Source organism: Lutimaribacter marinistellae, from assembly GCF_042648365.1.
Lineage (GTDB): Bacteria > Pseudomonadota > Alphaproteobacteria > Rhodobacterales > Rhodobacteraceae > Lutimaribacter_A > Lutimaribacter_A marinistellae.
On sequence record NZ_JBHRXI010000001.1, the window covers coordinates 387,896 to 407,143 of the forward strand.

Annotated in this window: 18 protein-coding genes; 6 read left to right on the forward strand and 12 right to left on the reverse strand. The window is 63.9% G+C overall.

Translation table 11 applies throughout. The annotated features are described in order from the left end of the window. Positions 1–99 precede the first annotated feature (99 nt). From ACFORG_RS01810 to ACFORG_RS01820, 3 genes are all read right to left on the reverse strand, one after another. On the reverse strand, positions 100–741 hold the full coding sequence (locus ACFORG_RS01810; RefSeq protein ID WP_386733666.1) for a DUF1523 family protein: 642 nt from the start codon (positions 739–741) through the stop codon (positions 100–102). An 11-nt stretch (positions 742–752) separates the two neighbouring features. Further along, on the reverse strand, positions 753–1,055 hold the full coding sequence (locus tag ACFORG_RS01815; protein ID WP_386733667.1) for a hypothetical protein: 303 nt from the start codon (positions 1,053–1,055) through the stop codon (positions 753–755). Positions 1,056–1,171: 116 nt separating this feature from the next. Continuing rightward, the gene (locus tag ACFORG_RS01820; protein WP_386733668.1) at positions 1,172–2,380 is read right to left on the reverse strand and encodes an aminopeptidase P family protein; all 1,209 of its coding nucleotides are present in this window, start codon (positions 2,378–2,380) and stop codon (positions 1,172–1,174) included. A gap of 235 nt (positions 2,381–2,615) precedes the next feature. On the opposite strand from ACFORG_RS01820, the gene ACFORG_RS01825 reads away from it, so the two are divergent. Then, positions 2,616–4,091, forward strand: coding sequence for an NAD-dependent succinate-semialdehyde dehydrogenase (locus tag ACFORG_RS01825; RefSeq protein WP_386733669.1), 1,476 nt, complete (start codon positions 2,616–2,618; stop codon positions 4,089–4,091). Positions 4,092–4,169: 78 nt separating this feature from the next. Further along, positions 4,170–5,369 carry a cytochrome P450 gene (locus ACFORG_RS01830; RefSeq protein WP_386733670.1) on the forward strand — a complete coding sequence of 400 codons (1,200 nt, stop codon included), beginning with the start codon at positions 4,170–4,172 and terminating at the stop codon, positions 5,367–5,369. A gap of 126 nt (positions 5,370–5,495) precedes the next feature. Here the strand turns inward: ACFORG_RS01830 and ACFORG_RS01835 are convergent, their stop codons facing one another. The 9 genes from ACFORG_RS01835 to ACFORG_RS01875 form a co-directional block, all read right to left on the reverse strand. Beyond that, positions 5,496–5,963 (reverse strand): Hsp20 family protein, encoded by a 468-nt coding sequence (locus ACFORG_RS01835; RefSeq protein WP_386733671.1) that lies wholly within the window; start codon positions 5,961–5,963, stop codon positions 5,496–5,498. 130 nt (positions 5,964–6,093) lie between these two features. Continuing rightward, positions 6,094–6,900 (reverse strand): trypsin-like serine peptidase, encoded by an 807-nt coding sequence (locus ACFORG_RS01840; protein ID WP_386733672.1) that lies wholly within the window; start codon positions 6,898–6,900, stop codon positions 6,094–6,096. Beyond that, positions 6,897–7,697: a trypsin-like serine peptidase gene (locus ACFORG_RS01845; protein ID WP_386733893.1), complete on the reverse strand. Its 801-nt coding sequence runs from the start codon at positions 7,695–7,697 to the stop codon at positions 6,897–6,899. Before ACFORG_RS01845 ends, ACFORG_RS01840 begins: the two co-directional genes overlap by 4 nt. Before the next feature lie 75 nt (positions 7,698–7,772). Next, positions 7,773–9,179, reverse strand: coding sequence for a glycolate oxidase subunit GlcF (glcF, locus tag ACFORG_RS01850; protein ID WP_386733673.1), 1,407 nt, complete (start codon positions 9,177–9,179; stop codon positions 7,773–7,775). A gap of 3 nt (positions 9,180–9,182) precedes the next feature. Beyond that, positions 9,183–10,295: an FAD-binding protein gene (locus tag ACFORG_RS01855; RefSeq protein ID WP_386733674.1), complete on the reverse strand. Its 1,113-nt coding sequence runs from the start codon at positions 10,293–10,295 to the stop codon at positions 9,183–9,185. 60 nt (positions 10,296–10,355) lie between these two features. Next, a complete protein-coding gene (locus ACFORG_RS01860; protein WP_386733675.1) occupies positions 10,356–11,804 on the reverse strand; it encodes an FAD-linked oxidase C-terminal domain-containing protein in 1,449 nt (482 codons plus the stop codon). 172 nt (positions 11,805–11,976) lie between these two features. Further along, on the reverse strand, positions 11,977–12,447 hold the full coding sequence (gene rlmH / locus ACFORG_RS01865) for a 23S rRNA (pseudouridine(1915)-N(3))-methyltransferase RlmH (RefSeq protein WP_386733676.1): 471 nt from the start codon (positions 12,445–12,447) through the stop codon (positions 11,977–11,979). A gap of 16 nt (positions 12,448–12,463) precedes the next feature. Beyond that, the gene (gene rsfS, locus ACFORG_RS01870; protein ID WP_386733677.1) at positions 12,464–12,826 is read right to left on the reverse strand and encodes a ribosome silencing factor; all 363 of its coding nucleotides are present in this window, start codon (positions 12,824–12,826) and stop codon (positions 12,464–12,466) included. Between the two features lie 154 nt (positions 12,827–12,980). Continuing rightward, positions 12,981–14,318, reverse strand: coding sequence for a mechanosensitive ion channel family protein (locus ACFORG_RS01875; protein ID WP_386733678.1), 1,338 nt, complete (start codon positions 14,316–14,318; stop codon positions 12,981–12,983). Positions 14,319–14,585: 267 nt separating this feature from the next. Here ACFORG_RS01875 and leuC point away from each other — a divergent pair, with 267 nt between their 5' ends. The 4 genes from leuC to leuD all read left to right on the forward strand — a co-directional run bounded on the left by leuC (position 14,586) and on the right by leuD (position 18,124). Further along, positions 14,586–16,025: a 3-isopropylmalate dehydratase large subunit gene (leuC, locus tag ACFORG_RS01880; protein ID WP_386733679.1), complete on the forward strand. Its 1,440-nt coding sequence runs from the start codon at positions 14,586–14,588 to the stop codon at positions 16,023–16,025. Then, positions 16,018–16,836: a class I SAM-dependent methyltransferase gene (locus tag ACFORG_RS01885; protein ID WP_386733680.1), complete on the forward strand. Its 819-nt coding sequence runs from the start codon at positions 16,018–16,020 to the stop codon at positions 16,834–16,836. The genes leuC and ACFORG_RS01885 overlap by 8 nt, the downstream gene beginning before the upstream one ends. 101 nt (positions 16,837–16,937) lie before the next feature. Next, on the forward strand, positions 16,938–17,477 hold the full coding sequence (locus ACFORG_RS01890; RefSeq protein ID WP_386733681.1) for an HdeD family acid-resistance protein: 540 nt from the start codon (positions 16,938–16,940) through the stop codon (positions 17,475–17,477). Between the two features lie 41 nt (positions 17,478–17,518). Beyond that, positions 17,519–18,124 (forward strand): 3-isopropylmalate dehydratase small subunit, encoded by a 606-nt coding sequence (leuD, locus tag ACFORG_RS01895; protein ID WP_386733682.1) that lies wholly within the window; start codon positions 17,519–17,521, stop codon positions 18,122–18,124. Positions 18,125–19,248: the final 1,124 nt, after the last annotated feature.

The following is a 19,248-nucleotide window of genomic DNA, read 5'->3' on the forward strand; positions in this document are numbered from 1 at the left end:
TCAACGTCGCGCGAGGAGCCATGCGAAACAGGCCAGCGCAGTCTTGCACCGGCCCGCTCATTCCTGATCCGTGTTGATGCAGACCCGTTCGACCGCCTCTTACGACCGCCAGCTGTCCCGCCAACGGCGGAACCGGCCACGGCGTTCGTCGATGGCGTCGCCCGCGGCATAAAAGCCGTCCTCGACATTCTCCATCATCGGGTCGATCCGGCGTTCGCGGAACCGCCGCCAACGCACCCAGATGCCCCAGACCAGCGCCGCGAAAAGCACCAGGAAAATGATGTTGAACCACGGGATGATCCGCGTCGCCGGGTCATCGACCGGCCACACCTTCACCGCGTTGGGAAAGATCGAAATGAACTCGTTGCGCCAGCCATAATGGCGCAGCGCCACCCAGCGCGGATTGTCTTCGGTCGATTTCAGGTCCGCCGCCTCGGCCTGCAGGTTCGAGGAGTTGATCTTGAAATAGGGTGGCCAGCTCCAGCCGGTATCCTCGTTGCGATAAACCATGACGCGCCCGTTCGCCTTGCGTGTCTGGATGAAAAACACGTCGCGATTCGCGGTGGTGGCATCGCTGCCGACGTCATGCTGCGCCCAGAAGATCGAGTTCTCGCCCGGATCGATCCGCCGCTCGTAGGTGTCGGTGATCCGCACGATGTCATGCTGCGGCAGCGTGTAGTGCAGCACCGCGGCGATAAAGCCCCAGAACAGGATGATGAAGGCCCATTTCACATATCGCATCGCGCGGCTCCTCACATGTAATTCGTCACGTAGATCAACAGGGCGATGAGGCCAAGGGGGACAATATACACCCCAAGCAACAGTTTCTTGCGGATCGACTTGTCATAGCGCCTGAGCCCGCGCTCGACAAAGGCCTCCCGGTCGCCCGCAAGGCCCTTTTCTTCCCATTTCGCCTCCAGCTTGTCGCGGCGAATCCCGCGCGAGCGCCACGACAGGGAAAGGTAGACCACTGTCAGCACCACCAGAAGCGGCACGAGAAAGCGCAGCGCGACCAGCATCAGCGCCGCCCCGGAACGGGCGGCACCGGTGTCCACGACCGGGTTCGGCAAGGCTGGTCAGAGAGGTTCATCGAAATCGCCCCGTTTCCTCAGGCAATACGATGGATTCGCCGCCAAGACCAGCCGCACCGGGCCCAAGGTCCGGGTCGGGATCAGCCGACCACGTTGAATTCCGGCCCATAGGGATAGCCGGTGATGTTCTCGTTGCCGTCCTCGGTGATGATCAGGATGTCATGCTCACGATACCCACCCGCCCCGGGCTCGCCATCGGCAATGGTCAGCATCGGCTCCATCGAGATCACCATGCCCGGGCGCAGCACCGTGTCGATATCCTCGCGCAACTCCAGGCCCGCCTCGCGGCCATAGTAATGCGACAGCACGCCAAACGAATGCCCATAGCCAAAGGTGCGATACTGCAGCAGGTCGCGTTCTTCGAGGAAGGCGTTGATCTGGTGGGTCACTTCGGCACAGCTCACGCCCGGCTTCAGCAGCGACATGCCGTATTCATGCGCGGCCACGTTCGCCTCCCAGATCTTCAGGCTGGCCGGGTCGACCTCTCCCACGAACATCGTCCGCTCCAGCGCGGTGTAATAGCCCGAGATCATCGGGAACGTGTTCAGCGACAGGATATCGCCGCGCCGCAGCTGCCGCGCCGTCACCGGATTATGCGCGCCATCGGTGTTCAGCCCCGACTGGAACCAGACCCAGGTGTCGCGATACTCGGCCTCGGGGAACCGCTTGGCGATCTCCAGCTCCATCGCGTCGCGCCCCGCCATCGCGATGTCGATCTCGCGCGCGCCTTCCTTCACCGCGTCGCGGATCGCGTAACCACCCACATCCGCCACAGCTGCGCCCGCGCGGATCAGCGCGATCTCGGCCTCGGATTTCATCATCCGCTGGCGCATCGTCATCGGCGCGACATCCAGCATCGTCATCGGGTTCAGGAAGTCTTCCAGCTTGTCGCGCTGGACCAGCGTCAGGTGATCGCCCTCATGCCCGATCACCGCGCCCTCGCCCGTAACCGATTTCACCGCCCGCCAGAAATTGTCGCGCTGCCAGTCGGTATAGGTGATGTTGTCGCCATAGGACCGGCGCCAGGGCTGGCCGGCATCAATGCCCGCGCTGATGGTGACGCAGTCCTCCTCCGTCACGACCAACCCATAGGGCCGCCCGAACGCGCAATAAAGAAAGCCCGAGTAATAGGCGATGTTGTGCATCGAGGTGAAGACACAGGCCGAAACGCCCGCCTTCTCCATCGCGGTGCGCAATCCGCGCAGCCGCGCCTCGTACTCCGCACCGTCAAAAGGCAGGGCGGCCTTGTCGCCATTGTGGTAACGATAGAATTCAGGACGCGTGGTCATGTGACCCTCCTTTTCAGAAAGGTCCCGGCGTACAGGACGGGAAAATCCGGGCGCCCGCACGCGGCAGGACGGCGACGCCATCGCCTTGCCCGCGCGCAAGATGCCGCCCGGCCCCGGCCTTGGCAAGCCCCATCGCACGAAACTGGCCCTTTCCCGGAACGCCACCCTGCACTAGCAATTGTACCTGAATGCGCACACCGGGCGCAGCCGCAATTCCAAAAGGTGGAGACCAGCCATGCTCGACGATACGACCGATCTCAAATCCCTGCTCAAAGACCCCAGCCTGCTTGAACCCCGCGCCTATATCGACGGGAAATGGGTTGATGGCGAGGATGGCACCTTCGACGTGACCAACCCCGCGCGCGGCGACGTGCTGGCGCAGGTGGCCGATGTCAGCCGCGCCCAGATCGCCGGCGCCATCGACGCCGCCTACACCGCGCAAAAGGACTGGGCAAAGTGGACCGGCAAGGAACGCGCCGCCGTCCTGCGCAAATGGTACGACCTGATGATGGCGAACCAGGACGACCTGGGCCGCATCATGACCGCCGAGCAGGGCAAGCCGATGACCGAGTCGAAGGGCGAAATCGCCTATGCCGCAGGGTTCATCGAGTTCTTCGGCGAAGAGGCCAAGCGCATCTACGGCGAGACCATTCCCGGCCACCAGCGCGACAAGCGGATCACCGTGCTCAAGCAGCCCGTCGGCGTCGCCGCCTCGATCACGCCGTGGAACTTCCCCGCCGCCATGATCACCCGCAAGGCCGGGCCCGCCTTGGCGGCAGGCTGTTCCTTCGTCGCGCGCCCCGCGTCGGAAACGCCGCTCTCGGCAACTGCACTGGCCGTGCTGGCAGATCGCGCGGGCATCCCGGCAGGCGTCTTCAACGTCGTGCCCTCCACCTCCTCCAGCGAAGCGGGCAAGGAATTCTGTGAAAACCCCAAGGTCCGCAAGCTGACCTTCACCGGCTCGACCGAGGTGGGCCGCATCCTGCTCAGCCAGGCCGCCGACCAGGTGATGAAATGCTCGATGGAGCTGGGCGGCAACGCACCCTTCATCGTGTTCGACGACGCCGATCTCGACGCCGCGGTCGAGGGCGCCATCGCCTGCAAGTTCCGCAATAATGGCCAGACCTGCGTCTGCGCCAACCGCATCTACGTGCAGGCCGGCGTCTATGACGCCTTCGCGGAAAAGCTGAAAAAGGCGGTCGAGGCGCTCAAGGTCGGCGACGGGCTCGAAGACGGCACCGATACCGGCCCGCTGATCAATTCCGGCGCCGTCGACAAGGTGCGCGAACATATCAAGGACGTGCTCGACAACGGTGGCCAGATCCTGACGGGCGGCGAGGAACACGCGCTTGGCGGCACGTTCTTCCAGCCCACCGTCGTGACCGGCGTCACGCAGGACATGAAAGTCGCGACCGAGGAAACCTTCGGCCCGCTGGCGCCGCTCTTCAAATTCGACGATGTGGATGACGTGATCGAGATGGCGAACGACACCATCTTCGGCCTTGCCTCCTATTTCTATGCCCGCGATCTCAGCCGTGTCTACAAGGTGGCCGAGGCGCTGGAATACGGCATCGTCGGCGTCAACACCGGCATCATCTCGACCGAGGTCGCGCCCTTTGGCGGCGTCAAGCAATCCGGCCTGGGCCGCGAGGGCAGCCATCACGGGATCGAGGATTACCTCGAGATGAAATACATCTGCATGTCCGTATGACCTGCTGACGCCAAGTCAGCCATCGGAAATCCTCCTCCCCATGTTACGTTAACGTAAAGCGACAGGGGAGGAGGAACCATGCCGCTAAAACTCAAGGACATTCCGCCCTTTCCCGATACGGTCGAGGGCGAAACCGACCACGAATTCCTGTACCGCGCACGGGAAAACGGGCCGCTCGCCATCGACAAGTTCGGTATCGTCACCGCTTTCTCGCTCGATCACCTGCTCGCCTTCAACGACGATCGCTGGACCCGCCAGATCGAGCTTGAGGGGATGCGCGCATCCGGTGTCTCGTCGGGCGCGATGTATGATTTCGTCTCGAACGTGATGCTTTTTGCCAATGGGCGCACGCATCGCGACCGCCGCGCGCCTGCCGCCGCCACCTTTGCTCGCCCCGCCCTCGCCGCCCTGCGGCCCGAGGTGCGCGCCCGCGCCGACGCGCTCATCGCTCCACTGGTGGGCCAAGGGTCAATCGATTTTCTCGACTGCGTTGCCAGCCCCCTGCCCGCCCGCATCATCGCATCCCTGATCGGCGCCCCCGAAGAGGATAGCGACTGGTTCGGCAAGCGGGTCTATTCCGCAATCCGCGGGCTGTCGCTCTGCACGGACGAGGTGCGCGCGGAATCCGATGCCGATGCCGCGCTGCTGCGCGACTACGTGCAAACGCTGCTCGACATGCGCCAAGAGCACCCGCAGGACGACTTCCTGACCGCCTATCTCGCCCGTGTCACCGGCGGGCCGCTCGACACCGACGAAATCCGCGCCCAGATCATGGGGTTGGTGCTTGCCGGGTCGGACACCACGCGCGGCGCGCTCGCCTCGACGGTTTCGCAACTGCTTCAGCACCCTGAGCAGTGGCAGATGCTGGTGGACGATCCCGAAACCCATGCTGCCCCGGCCGTGTCCGAGGGGTTGCGCTTTGACCCGGTCATCGCCTCGCTGGGCCGCCTCACCACGGAACCGCGCGAGGTCGAGGGCGTGATGCTGCCCGCCTATACCTTTGTCGCGGGCTCCATGCTCACGGCGCTGCGCGATCCTGCGGTCTATGACTCTCCGGACCGGTTCGACATCACCCGCGGCGATCACCCCCGCTATCACCCGGTCTTTGGCGGCGGCCCGCATCGCTGCCTGGGCGAGGCGCTGGCACGGATCGAACTGGAAGAGGCGCTCAAGGCGCTCGCCACGCACGCGCCCCACATGGCGCTCGACGGCCCGCCCGTCAGGCTCAAGGGCCGCGGCGCGACACGGCAGCTCGGACCGATGCGCGTGACACTTTGAAACGCAAAACGCCCCATGCCGGGCAGGCACGGGGCGTCTACGGTCATGCGATACCCGAGGGAAAGCGGATCATCGCCAAGTCATCGCGCCCTGCCTTGCAGCTTCGGGCGCGATCCCCTTTTCGGATCAGTTGACCGGCTTCGCCTCGATGGCGTCCGACTTGTCGCCGCGGGCGGATGCAATCTCGATCCGGCGCGGTTTCAGCGCTTCGGGCACTTCGCGCTTCAGGTCGATATGCAGCATGCCGTTCTCATGGCTCGCGCCGGTCACGACGATATGGTCGGCCAGGGTAAAGCGGCGCTCGAAGGCGCGCGTCGCGATGCCGCGATGCAGATAAGTGCGCTCACCGTTCTCGGCGGCTTTCCGGCCCGACACCACAAGGGCGCTTTCCTTGACCTCGACGTTCAGGTCGCCTTCGGCAAAGCCGGCAACGGCCAGCGAGATCCGATAGGTCTCGGCGTCGGTCTTCTCGATGTTGTAGGGGGGATAGCTGGGCTGAGTCACGTCGTTGGACATCACCCGGTCCATCAGGTCGGCAATCTGGTCAAAGCCGACGGTTGCACGGTGCAGCGGTGCAAGATCAAAACTACGCATAGGTCGTCATCCTCTTTTCATACGAGCGATAAGCGATTGATGCCCTCCTTTTCGGACGGGCGGTCTTGGTTGTCCGAACCCCGTCAGTGGCGGCCCGGTAAACTGGAAATGGGAAGCGCCCCGCGCGCTGTCAAGACCCTCCGGGGCGGACGAATTTCGCCCCCGAAACACCCGTGCCCGACCCCGCGCGCAGCCGCTTGATCCCCGCCTGCGGCACAGGCGCATCCCGGCGCAACTGGCGTTTGAGATCGGCCACCACCTGCGGCAGCGCCATGCCCAGCGCCACGCGCTTGCCGTTCAGCTCGGTCATGCCCGAGATCACCGAAACGACCCGTCCGCGCCCGCCCTCATGGGCCAGCACCGCCGACCCGGACGAGCCAAAGGTCACGTCGCAGTCGAACACCATGATCCCCTGCTCGGCCATCAGGATCCCGCAGTCGCGCTGTCGCGAAATCGCCTCGGACCGCCCCATTCCGTAAGACGCAAGCGATACCCGCACCCCGCGCGGCGGCCCCTCGTGCAGGGCAAAGGGATCGGCCTCGCTCACCGTGATCGGGCGCGCCAGCCGCATCAGAGCAACATCGTGACGTACATTCGACCAGGTCAGCGGCCCGGCGGGGTCGAACCCCTCATGTGCGGCCACCTGCGCAATGCCCCGCTCGGCGATGGCACGGCCATCGCTCAACCCGGCGCGAAAGGTCAGGACCTCGGCCGCATAGGGCACCCCCGTCTGCCGATCATAAGCGCAATGCGCCGCCGTCAGGATCACGTCGGGTGCGATCAGGGTCGCGGTACAGAACCCCCGCCCGCCCATATCCAGCCGCCCCACACCTTCCCAGCCCAGCAGATCTTCGCGATCGGTCAGGCGCCGCGTCTCCTGCGCCCCGGCAGGCAGGACAAGAACAAGGGACAGCAACAGAAACAGCGCGCGGATCATGGCTTGACGAATTTCGCCCCCGTATCGTTGCGCGGGCCGCCAACGATGACCCGCTGCATGCGTGGCGCGGCCTCCTGCACATATCCACGTCCAGCGGCCAGCTCTCCGTGCAGCAGTTCCAGCGACTCCTCCAGCGCGGCGCCCAGCGCAACCCGCTCGCCTTCGACCTCGGCCTTGGCGGACACGACCGACACGATGCGCGGCACGCCGCCGTCAAAGCTGAAGATCGGCGCACCCGACGATCCGAAATCGACATCGCAGGACATCACCAGAACCCCCTGCTGCCGCGCCATGACAGAGCATACCTCCTGCAGGCTCGGTGCTTCGGCCCGGTCGCGCGCGTAAGAGACGACGCCAACATCGCTGCCCCGCCCAGGCCGCGCGCCGGTCTCAAAGGGCAGAACCGTCGTGTTGCGGATCGGGCGCTGCAATTCCAGCAGCGCCACGTCGTTGCGCACCCGCTGGGGCGAGGTTGCGCCGCGATAATCGTAAGCCGGGTGCACCACCGCGCGCCGGACAAAGCGATAGGCCGAGGCCGCGCCGCTGCGCCATCCCGCCAGGAACTCGATCCGGGCCGGGTCGATCCGCTCGCCACTGGCCTTGTCATAAAGGCAATGCGCCGCCGTCAACACCAGTTCGGGCGTGATCAGCGCGCCGGTGCAGAATCCGGTCCCGTCGATATCCAGCCGCCCGACGCCCATCCAGGCACGGCCCGCGTCCATCGTGTCGAGGCTGCGCAGCCTGCTGTCATCCGCAATGGCCGACACCGGCAGCATCGCCAGCACAAGCGCCTTCATCCAGTGTCGCACGCGGGTCCTCCGTCTCAACCTTCCCTCTAGCTATTGGGCGGGTAAGGCGAAACTTGGGCACATTCAGCGCAGGATTGGGACCTCGGGCCGCCGGTCGGCCCCACGGCTCAGCGCCGGCGGTTTCGGACCGCCTGTCGCCCAGTCGAGGAGTTCCACGGTATGCACGATCGGAACCTCGGTTCCGCCACCGATCTGCATCATGCAACCGATGTTTCCGGCGGCGATCACATCGGGCTTCCTGGCCTCCAGCGTGCGCACCTTGCGCGCTTTCAGCTTGGCCGAAATCTCGGGCTGCATCAGGTTGTAGGTGCCTGCGCTGCCACAGCACAGGTGACTGTCCGCCGGTTCCACCACCTCGAACCCCGCAGCCTTCAGCAGATCCTTGGGATAGGTCTTGATCTGCTGGCCATGCTGCAACGAGCAGGCCGCGTGATAGGCCACGCGCATCCCGTCGCCCATTTCTGCCGGGGGCGCGAAAACACCCTTGCCCGGCGCGGCATCGGTCCCGGCGACGCGGTCGCGCGCCTCGTTGCCGGTCGGGGCGTTGCCCGTCTCGATCAGTTGTACCAGCAACTCGCTCACATCCATGGCGATCCCGGACACGCGCGCGGCATCCGCAGCCAGTGCCTCGCCCCGGAACATGTGCCCGTAATCCTTGACGGTGGTGCCGCAGCCGCTGGTGTTGATGACAATGGCGTCCAACCCCTCGCCATCCATTTCGCGCGCCCAGGCCCGGATGTTTTTGGCCGCCGTCGCATGGCTCTCGGCGGTTTTTCCCATGTGATGCGTCAGCGCCCCGCAACAGCCAGCACCCTCGGCCACCACGACCTCGCAGCCCAGCCGCCTCAACAACCGGATCGTCGCATCGTTGATGTCCGTGTTCAGCGCCTTTTGCGCGCAGCCCGTCATCAGCGCCACGCGCTTCTTGCGCGCGCCCTCCGGGGCAAAGCTCTGCGGGTCGTCGTTCCGACTGACCGGCGGAATGGTCTTCGGTGCCATGTCAAGCATCGCCCGCAGCCGCGCATCGGGCATCAGCCGCTTGAACGGCCGCCCGATCTTGGCCCCCAGCAGCGCCAGCCGGAACCGCGTCGGATAGGGCAGGATCCGCGCCAGCATCCACCGCAGCGCCCGATCGCTCCAGGGCCGGTCATAGCGCTTCTCGATGTACTCCCGCGCATGATCCACGAGATGCATGTAATGCACGCCCGAGGGACAGGTCGTCATGCAGGCAAGGCAGGACAGGCACCGGTCGATATGCTTGACCGTCTTGGCATCCGGCACCCGCTCGTTCTCCAACATGTCCTTGATCAGGTAGATCCTGCCGCGCGGCGAATCCAGCTCGTCGCCCAGCACCTGGTATGTCGGACAGGTCGCCGTGCAGAATCCGCAATGCACGCAGGCCCGCAGGATCTCGTTCGCGCGTGCGGTGCCGGGATCGGCCAGTTGCGCCTCGGTGAAAGTCGTCTGCATCGCCTATCCCTTGCTTTCCGCGCCCATCAGGCCCGGATTGAACAAACCGCGCGGATCGAAACGCTGCCGCAGCCCGGCCGAGATCGCGGCCAGCGGCGCCGCTTCCGGCTGGAACATCGCCCGCCCATCGCGCGCGCCGCGCACCAGCGTCGCATGACCGGCGACATCGCCCAACCGTGCGCGCAGGTCGATCCCTTCGGGCATCAGCGCCCAGATCAGACCACCACCCCAGTCGAACACCAGCGCCTCGGCCCCCATCCGCGCGGCCAACCCCGCGGCATCGGACGGCTTGACCGAGATCCGCCATACATCGCCCGCGCGTCCTGCAAAGGCCTCGACATCGCGCAGCGCACGCCAATCCGCATCGACCTGCTCTAGATCGCGTTCGACCGTCACGGCGCCGAACCCCTCCAACAGCTCCTGCAGCCGCGCCACCCGGTAATCGACCTGCGCGGCAAACCCCTCGACCCGCACCATCGTTGCGCCACCGGGCAGATGCGCCGCGCCCGTCACCTCGAAGGGCGAGCCCAGCGCCGCCGACAGCGCCTCGACCGCGCGCGCAGGCTCCAGCCCGCCGACACTGACCGTGGCCCGCGACTCCGCCCCCGGCAGCACCTTCAGCGAAACCTCGGTCAGAACTCCCAGCGTGCCCCACGACCCCGCCATCAGCTTGACCAGGTCATACCCGGTGACGTTCTTCATCACCCGACCGCCATTTCGGATGACACGCCCCGTGCCATCAACGAACCGGACACCCAGCAGGAAATCGCGGCACGCCCCGACAGCGATCCGCCGCGGCCCCGAAACATTGCCCGCCACCACGCCGCCGATCGTGGGCGCGCCACCCGTTCCCATCAATCCGCGATGATCCATCGGCTCGAACGGCAGGCGCTGCCCCTCGGCAGCAAGCGCCGCTTCGATTTCGGCAACCGGCGTGCCGGCCTGCGCCACCAGTGTCAGCGCCCCCGGCTCGTAGAGCGTGATGCCCGACAGCCCCCCGGTTTCCAGCACCCGCTCGGGCCCCGGCACGCCCCGCGTACCGCCACCCGCGATGCGCACCGGCCCGTTCAGCCCGGCCACCATCCCGGCCAGTTCCGCCTCGCTCTCAGGTCTCATGCTCTTCCTCTTGCCAGAAATATCCCGGGGGAGTCCCGCAGGGACGGGGGCAGAGCCCCCTCACTCCGCCGCCATCCGAGCGCCCCGCCGGGCCTCGGACACGTCCAGTGGAAACACCTTGGCCGGGTTCAGCAACCACTCGGGGTCGAACACATCCTTGACCGCCATCTGCGCGTCCAGGTCATGCGGGCCGTATTGATGCCCCATCAGGTCGCGCTTCTCGATCCCGACACCATGCTCTCCGGTCAGGCAGCCGCCCGCATCGACACACAGCTTGAGGATATCGGCCCCCAGCGCCTCGCATTTCTCCAGGTCGCCCGGCTTGTTCGCATCGAACAGGATCAGCGGATGCATGTTGCCGTCACCGGCATGGAACACGTTGCCCACGCCCAGCCCGTAGTCCGCGCTCAACTCGCCAATCCGGCGCAGCACCATCGGCAACTCCGTCACCGGGATCGTGCCGTCGAGGCACATGTAATCGTTGATCTGCCCCATCGCGCCAAAGGCCGATTTCCGGCCCAGCCAGATCCGCGCGCTTTCCTCGGCAGACTGGCTTTCGCGCAGTTCGACCGGGTTGTGACGGCGCGCGATCTCGACGATCTTGCCCAGCTGGTAATCGATCTCGGCCTGCGAGCCTTCGACCTCCACGATCAGCAAGGCCTCGGACAGCGGATACCCCGCCTTGGCGAAATTCTCGCAGGCCTCGATGCACAGGCGGTCCATGAACTCGATCGCCACGGGCAGAACACCCGCCTTGATGATGTCGGACACGCACTGCCCCGCCACCTCGTTGGAATCGAAGGCGATCAGAACCGGGCGCGCGCCCTCGGGCTTGCGCAGGATGCGCAGCGTCGCCTCCGTCACCACGCCAAGCTGCCCCTCGCTGCCGCAGATCAGGCCCAGCAGGTCCAGACCGCCAGCATCCAGATGCGCGCCGCCGATCTCGACCACGGTGCCATCCATCAGCACCATCGTCACGCCCAGCAGGTTGTTCGTCGTCACCCCGTATTTCAGGCAATGCGCCCCGCCCGAATTCATCGCGATGTTCCCGGCAATGGCACAGGCCAACTGGCTCGACGGGTCCGGCGCGTAAAAGAAGTCCTCCTCTTCGACCGCGCCCGTCACGCTCAGGTTGGTGCGCCCCGACTGCACCCGGATGAACCGGTTGGCATAATCGGTCTCAAGCACCTCGTTCATCCGCGCAACACCCAGGATCACCGAATCGGCGGTGGGCAGCGCCCCGCCGGCAAGCGACGTTCCCGCCCCGCGCGGCACGACAGGCACGCCCTCTTCATGGCAGATGCGCAGCACGTCCGACACTTCCTGTGTCGACGCGGGCAGAACAGCCAGCAGCGGCGGGCACTTGTAGGCTGTCAGCGCGTCGCACTCATAGGCGCGCGTTTCGGCCTCGTCCTCGATCACCGCATCATCGGGAAGCACTTCGCGCAGACGCGCGGCAAGCCGTGATTTGCGTGACAGGACTCGGGGGTCGGGCTGGGGCATTTCCATGGCTGGCTCCTCCGCTCGCGGCCGGGTTTGGTCAAATCATATTACCAATTTGGCCGTTGGGCAAGCGTAGCCTTACGGCCATTTCGCCGCGGTACCCCCGACGAACCTTTTGTACAAAACGGTCAATCACCCCCGCAGAGGGGGTACAAAACGGTCAATTCGGGGGTACCGCTCAGCTGCGGTGATAAGGTCCGCCGGCCAGGATGGTCGCGGCGCGATACAGCTGCTCGGCCAGCATCACCCGCACCAGCATGTGCGGCCAGACCATCTTGCCCAGGGAAATCGAGAATTCCGCCTCCGCCCGCAGGGCCGGGTCGATCCCGTCGGCGCCGCCGATGACAAGCGCCAGATCCTGTCGCCCGGCATCTCGCCAAGCCCCTAATTTTCCTGCAAAATCCGGCGAGGAGAGAAGCTTTCCGCGCTCATCCAGGGTGCAGATCACCGCGCCTTTGGGCAGCGCCCGGCGCAACAAATCGCCCTCGGCAGCCATTCCGCCGCCCTTGCGGTCCTCGACCTCGACCACCTGAACCGGCCCCAGCCCAAGGCCCCGCCCGGTGCGGTCGAACCGCGTAACGTAATCATCTAAAAGCGTTTTTTCCGGTCCGGCACGCAACCGGCCGACCGCGCAAATCGTGACGCGCATCAGGGAAAGGGGCGCCTCAGCGAGCCGAGGCGCCAGTCGCCGCTTGCGGCAACCACATCTTTTCCAGCTGGTAGAACTCGCGCACCTCGGGGCGGAAAATGTGAACGATCACGTCACCCGTGTCGATCACGACCCAGTCGCCGGCATCCTTGCCCTCGACCCGCGCGGTCATCCCGAACTCCTGCTTGATCCGGTCGGTCAGCTTTTCGGCCATGGCCGAAACCTGCCGCGTGGACCGTCCCGACGCGATCACCATGTGATCTCCGATCGACGATTTCCCGCGCAGGTCGATCTGCACGACGTCTTCGGCCTTGTCATCGGTGAGAGAGGAAAGGATACGCTCAAGCAGCGCCTCGCTGGTCAGCGGAGTATGGGCCATCACAGCGGCCCCGGTCTGGGCGGACAGTGCCGCCTCGGTCTGAAGTGACAGGACATCGTCCTCCTATACAACGCGCCGCCAATGCCCCGGCGCTGGGATACCCGGAAAATAGCAACTGGACTGTAACAATTCAATCACCAGCGCCGAAGAACGCTCAACCCTGCGGCGCGGTTCCATCACTTTGCGCTCCGCCCACAAGCCGCACCTCACGTTGCGGGAACGGGATCGAGATTCCATGCTCGTGAAAGGTGTCCCAGAGAGCCAGATAGACATTGCCCCGGATATTGGTCAGGCCCGCCGTCGGGTCCGAGATCCAGAACCGCAGGATATAGTCCACGCTGCTGTCGCCGAAACCGACGATGTGGCAGACGGGCGCGTTCGGCTGTACCAACACGCGCTTGACGCCCTTCGCCGCCTCGATGGCCAGCCTGCGCACCTTGTGCGGGTCGTCGTGGTAGGAAGCTCCGAAATAGATATCCAGCCGGACGTAATCGTCGGAATGGGTCCAGTTCACCACCTGGCTGGTGATGAGATCTTCATTGGGGATCAGGTATTCCTTGCCATCCCGCGTGATGACCGACACGTATCTCGCGCCCAACGAATTGATCCAACCAAACGTTTCTCCCAAAGAGATCACGTCGCCCGGCTTGATCGACCGGTCCAGCAGGATGATGATTCCGGAAACGAGGTTTGAAACGACCTTTTGCAGGCCGAAACCGATGCCGACCCCCACGGCACCCGAGATCAGCGCAAGGCCAGTCAGATCGAACCCCAGCGCGCGAATGCCAACAAGCACGACAATCCCGTAGAACAGTACCTGGATAGCCTTGATCGTCAAAACCCGCATCGAGGGCGAGATATCCTCGTTCCGGTGCAGCCCGGCGGCAGCCGCACGGGTCCCCAACCGCGCAACGGTCAGCAGGATGGCGATAAGCAACAACGCCTTGAGAACCGTCAGGATCGACACCTGGAACGTACCGATGCCGACGGCGATCCCATCCAGAAACTCTGCTGCGGGCTCAGCCAGGTTCAGCGCCAGAAGCGTGGCATAGGTCAGAAGCGTCCACGAAAACACCCGTCGGAGCGTCTGGTTCGGCACGAGTCGGGAAATGAAACCAACAGCGAACCATGCGGTCGCCAAGGTGGCCGCAATCCCGATCAGGTAACTGCGCGATGGCCACGTAACCTCCTGCATCACCCAGTAAAGCGGCCAGCAGAGCATGACGAAATAGACAAGCGGCAGGCGTCGCAGCAATTGCACCAACAGGCGAAGCTGCCATTTCTGCCAGCCTTCGCCGGCGCGGATCCACCGCTCCAGCGGAGCCGAGGTAACGAAGCGCAACACATAGGAAAGTGCCACAAGGCCCAGAAGGATCAATATCTGGTATTGGCGCCAGCCCGGCGTCGTCACCATCTCTCCGATCTGCGTCGCCGTATCGGTCGCCGCGGCCAGCAGTTCGGTCAGTGTCGTGCCGATATCCTGACCTTCCATCACGTACCTCCTGCCTTTCAACGTGACAGGATTTCCGCCGGGGACAAGTGCAGCCGCTGCAACCTGCGTTGCCGGAACGCTTGAATGACGCGCGCCATCCGGTTAGTTGGAGCGCATGGAATCCGTTTACGCCTCGACCATCTCTCTTCAGGACCGCGCCCGCCTTCGCGAACGGTTCTTCGGGGCTGCCCGCACGGTGCTGGCCCGCCTATGAGCGGCAACCAGCCATCACGCCAGCTTTTTCCATAAGAAAACGGGAGAGGACCGATGTCCCCCAAGACGCTCTACGACAAGATCTGGGATGCCCATGTCGCCCACGAGGCCGATGACGGCACCTGCCTTCTGTATATCGACCGCCATCTCGTACACGAGGTGACGAGTCCGCAGGCCTTCGAAGGGCTGCGTATGGCGGGCCGCAAGGTGCACGCGCCGGACAAGACAATCGCCGTTCCGGACCACAACGTGCCGACCACCGAGGGGCGCGAAAACCCCGAACAGATGCCGGAAGACAGCCGTATCCAGGTGGCGGCGCTGGACAAGAACGCCAAGGATTTCGGCATTCATTACTACCCGGTGAGCGACATCCGCCAGGGTATCGTACACATCGTCGGACCGGAACAGGGCTGGACCCTGCCGGGCATGACGGTGGTCTGCGGCGACAGCCACACCGCCACGCACGGCGCATTCGGCGCACTGGCCCACGGCATCGGGACGTCCGAGGTCGAGCATGTGCTGGCCACGCAAACGTTGATCCAGAAGAAATCCAAGAACATGAAGGTCGAGATCACCGGCAAGTTGCAGCCCGGCGTCACGGCCAAGGACATCACCCTTGCCATCATCGGCGAAACCGGCACCGCGGGCGGCACCGGCTACGTGATCGAGTATTGCGGCGAGGCCATCCGCTCCCTCTCGATGGAGGGGCGCATGACGGTTTGCAACATGGCTATCGAGGGTGGCGCGCGGGCTGGCCTGATCGCGCCCGACGAAACGACCTTTGAATATGTCAAGGGCCGCCCTCATGCCCCGAAAGGTGCGCAATGGGAAGCCGCGTTGAACTGGTGGAAAACCCTCTACTCCGACGACGACGCCCATTGGGACAAGGTGATCACCCTGCGCGGAGAGGATATCGCACCCGTGGTGACATGGGGCACGTCGCCCGAGGATGTGCTGCCGATCACCTCCACCGTCCCTGCCCCCGAGGATTTCCAGGGCGGCAAGGTCGAGGCGGCGCGCCGTTCGCTTGACTACATGGGGTTGAAGCCCGGCACACCGCTCAGCGAGATCGAAATCGACACCGTGTTCATCGGATCCTGCACCAACGGTCGGATCGAAGATCTGCGCGCCGCGGCCCAGATCCTGAAGGGCAAGAAAATCAAGGACGGCATGCGCGCAATGGTCGTGCCCGGGTCTGGCCTGGTGCGTGCGCAGGCCGAAGAAGAAGGCCTTGCCGATATCTTCAAGGATGCGGGCTTTGAATGGCGATTGGCTGGCTGTTCGATGTGTCTGGCCATGAATCCGGACCAGCTTGCACCCGGCGAACGGTGCGCGGCGACCTCGAACCGGAACTTCGAAGGGCGTCAGGGTCGTGGCGGGCGTACGCATCTGCTGAGCCCTGCGATGGCAGCAGCGGCGGCGATCACCGGGCGCCTGACCGATGTCCGCGAAATCATGGCGCAGCAGCCGGAGGCGATGCACGGCGATGCTTGAGAGGTTGCGGCGGGCGCTTTACAGGCGCCTGCGCGCCAACGCAAAGCCGGTGCCTGAAGCTCAGTCCAAACCAGCGGAAACGCCCAAGCCGGTCTATTCGGCCCCAGGCTATTGCCCTGCCTGCGAGCGGGAAACGACGTTCACGGCCTACAAGCCCGGCCTGCGCGGCGCATTGCACTGTCTTCACTGCAAATCGGTTCCACGCGAACGGGCGTTGGGCCGTGCCCTTGCGCAGTATGTGCCCGACTGGCGCGATATGGCGATCCACGAATGCTCTCCGGCGCCGCGCGGCGTGTCTGCCCATATGGAAGCTGAATGCAGCGATTACACCCCGACGCAATTCTATCCTGCGGAACCGCTTGGACAGGTGCACAAGGGATTTCGCAATGAGAACATGGAGAAGCTGACATTTGCGGACGAGCGTTTCGACCTGCATGTCCATCTCGACGTCATGGAACACGTCAACCATCCGGACCGGTGTTTTGCCGAAATGGCACGCACACTCAAACCGGGCGGTCGGGTGATCTTTACGACGCCTGTCGACATGAACAGGGCAAAAAGCGAACGCCGCGCGCTCTATACAGAGGATGGTGTTCAGCACCTCGCACCGCCGGAGTATCACGGCAATCCCGCGTCGGATGAGGGGGCGTTGGTCACCTTTCTTTTCGGCGCGGACTTCCCGGATCGGCTACAGGAATGGGCCCCGGCCTTTGACGTGGAAATGCAGAACACGCCTGACAAGCATCTCGGCATCCTCGGCAGCCATCTCGAGGTGTTCATCCTGACGAAGAGGCCGGAACATGTCGGTTGATTCAGCCACAAAGCCCAGCAGCTTTCACGCGAAAGCTGACAGCTACGCGCCGATTGATGTAAGCTATCCCCATCGCTTTACTTTTTTGAGGTGTAGGGACAATGAGCGACTGGCTGAAACTATTATTGCTGGGCATCCTTTCAGTGGTGTTCGGGATCGTGATCCTCGGAGCGCCGGTGGTGGCATCCGTGGCGATTACAACACTGACGGGTATTCTGCTGCTGATCGGCGGCGGCGCCCAAATCGTCGGCGGCTTTACCGTCGAGGGTGCCTGGGGCAAAATTTTCGCGATCATCATGGGCATCGTGATGGCGTTGTTGGGTTGGTCGTTCCTGTCGAACCCACTGGCCGGCACGCTGAGCCTGGCCATGGTCGTCATGATCCTGTTCGCCGCTGGCGGCATCGCGCGGATCATCCTGTCGTTCCAGATGCGCGGCACACAACTGTTCTGGCCGACGCTGATCTCGGGCCTGCTGTCACTGGCGCTCGCGGTCTACATCTTCTCGAACGCAACAGCCGGCCTCGCGCTGAGCCTGCTGGGCATCCTCATGGGCATCGAAATGCTCTTCAACGGGTTCGGCCTGATCTTTGCGGCCTTCTTTGTCAAGCGGAACGGACCCACAGCACAACAACCAACCTAGACGGTGCGGGGCTGCGGCCTTTCCCGTCGGAGTGAACGAAAATGGACAAATTCGAAAAACTCACCGGGGTCGCGGCCCCCATGCCGCTGGTCAACATCGACACGGACATGATCATCCCCAAGCAATTCCTGAAGACCGTCAAGCGGTCCGGGCTGGGGGTAAACCTGTTCGACGAAATGCGCTATGACGACAACGGGAACGAGATCCCCGATTTCGTGCTGAACAAAGCGCAGTACCGCAATGCCGAAATCCTGATCGCGGGCGACAATTTCGGCTGCGGATCCTCGCGTGAACACGCGCCCTGGGCGCTCAAGGATTTCGGCATCAAGTGCATCGTCTCGACGAGCTTTGCCGATATCTTCTTCAACAATTGCTTCAAGAACGGAATTCTGCCGATCGTTCAGCCGCAAGAGGTTGTCGATACGCTGATGGCCGATGCGGAAAAAGGAGAAAATGCCCGCATGACCATCGACCTCGAAGCGCAGGAGATCACCACCTCGGATGGCGAGGTTTTTTCGTTCGAGATCGACAGTTTCCGCAAGCACTGCTTGCTCAACGGCTTGGACGATATCGGCCTGACCATGGAGAAGGCCCCTGCAATCGAAGCCTTCGAGGCCAAGGCATCACAGGAACGCCCCTGGGTCTGACCCGGCAGCATTCCACCGAACAGGGCCGTACCCAAAGGGTGCGGCCTTTTTCACGCCGCGACCTGCCTTAATTTCCGGAAGTGTCCGCAAATCGTGTTGGTGCGCTTCGGTGTTTCGCAAAGAAGCCTATTTAGCAACGCCTTTTTTGCGGCGGATACCCATGCTGCAGCACGACTTTCGCCGTTTCCTCGATACCCTCGGAGATCGAAGCACGGTCAAGCCGAGATCAAAAGCGCCCCTTCTGCGGCGAAGAGCGCCGCCAGAAATGGGGTCGCACGTGGACCAAGCTCCAGCGCTACCGCTGCATTGGCGCCGGAAGACCTACTCGGGCAGAACGGGCAGCCTCACCGGCCGCATCCATCGCCCAGACCTGTTCATGGTCCCCCTACGGGACGTGCTCGGCACCTCTGCACCGCAGTCAGTGCGCAGGCTCGCGCGGCGTCTCGGGGTCAACAAACACACGGTCTGGCGCTGGCGCATGCGGGTGTTCACCATCATCGAGAGCCGCTCAGCCATGAGTTTCTCTGGGATGGTGGAAGCGGATGAGAGCTACCAACGGGAGTCGCGCAAGGGTTCTCGCGAATGGTTCCGGCACATCGCAGATCCGAAGAAGCTCCCACCGCCGCCCCAGGTGGGAGCACTTCACCACGCGAGGGCCGAAGATGATGCGAGGCCTTTCGAAGTGACAACTCCCCATTCTAACCGTCGCTGACCGCGGCGGAGCGCTCCTTTTCGGCCGCCTGCCTGATCGCAAAGGCGTGACGCTGGAGCGGGCCATGAAGCCGCTGGTACCGAGGGATGCAGTGCTCTGCACGGACGGCGCCAACGGCTACAAAAGTCTCGCAACAGCGAAAAAGATCGAACACTTTATGATCGGTAGCAAGGCTGGCACGCGCGTCGCCTCAGGCTGCTATCACATCCAAAACGTAAACTCGCTACTTGCCCGCTAAAAAACCTAATCAAGCCTTTCTGTGGACCTGCGTCGAAGAATCTCAATGGCTACATTCGCTGGCTGGAAGTGCGACTGGCGGGTATGCGTCCGGCAGATATTATCCACGCATCGTAAGCCTAGCGCCCCGCAGAGGTCCGCTTCGAGCCCAAAGCGGTCCAAGGTGTATCATCGG

Bases quoted from the DNA above. Each gene is read 5' to 3' on its own strand.
- ACFORG_RS01890 (WP_386733681.1), top strand. From the start codon at position 16,938: ATGAGCGACTGGCTGAAACTATTATTGCTGGGCATCCTTTCAGTGGTG.
- ACFORG_RS01835 (WP_386733671.1), bottom strand. From the start codon at position 5,963: ATGCGTAGTTTTGATCTTGCACCGCTGCACCGTGCAACCGTCGGCTTT.
- ACFORG_RS01820 (WP_386733668.1), bottom strand. From the start codon at position 2,380: ATGACCACGCGTCCTGAATTCTATCGTTACCACAATGGCGACAAGGCC.
- ACFORG_RS01825 (WP_386733669.1), top strand. From the start codon at position 2,616: ATGCTCGACGATACGACCGATCTCAAATCCCTGCTCAAAGACCCCAGC.
- ACFORG_RS01840 (WP_386733672.1), bottom strand. From the start codon at position 6,900: ATGATCCGCGCGCTGTTTCTGTTGCTGTCCCTTGTTCTTGTCCTGCCT.
- ACFORG_RS01810 (WP_386733666.1), bottom strand. From the start codon at position 741: ATGCGATATGTGAAATGGGCCTTCATCATCCTGTTCTGGGGCTTTATC.
- ACFORG_RS01855 (WP_386733674.1), bottom strand. From the start codon at position 10,295: ATGAGACCTGAGAGCGAGGCGGAACTGGCCGGGATGGTGGCCGGGCTG.
- leuD (WP_386733682.1), top strand. From the start codon at position 17,519: ATGGACAAATTCGAAAAACTCACCGGGGTCGCGGCCCCCATGCCGCTG.
- rsfS (WP_386733677.1), bottom strand. From the start codon at position 12,826: ATGGCCCATACTCCGCTGACCAGCGAGGCGCTGCTTGAGCGTATCCTT.
- ACFORG_RS01885 (WP_386733680.1), top strand. From the start codon at position 16,018: ATGCTTGAGAGGTTGCGGCGGGCGCTTTACAGGCGCCTGCGCGCCAAC.
- glcF (WP_386733673.1), bottom strand. From the start codon at position 9,179: ATGCAGACGACTTTCACCGAGGCGCAACTGGCCGATCCCGGCACCGCA.
- ACFORG_RS01875 (WP_386733678.1), bottom strand. From the start codon at position 14,318: ATGGAAGGTCAGGATATCGGCACGACACTGACCGAACTGCTGGCCGCG.
- leuC (WP_386733679.1), top strand. From the start codon at position 14,586: ATGTCCCCCAAGACGCTCTACGACAAGATCTGGGATGCCCATGTCGCC.
- ACFORG_RS01860 (WP_386733675.1), bottom strand. From the start codon at position 11,804: ATGGAAATGCCCCAGCCCGACCCCCGAGTCCTGTCACGCAAATCACGG.
- ACFORG_RS01845 (WP_386733893.1), bottom strand. From the start codon at position 7,697: ATGAAGGCGCTTGTGCTGGCGATGCTGCCGGTGTCGGCCATTGCGGAT.
- rlmH (WP_386733676.1), bottom strand. From the start codon at position 12,447: ATGCGCGTCACGATTTGCGCGGTCGGCCGGTTGCGTGCCGGACCGGAA.
- ACFORG_RS01830 (WP_386733670.1), top strand. From the start codon at position 4,170: ATGCCGCTAAAACTCAAGGACATTCCGCCCTTTCCCGATACGGTCGAG.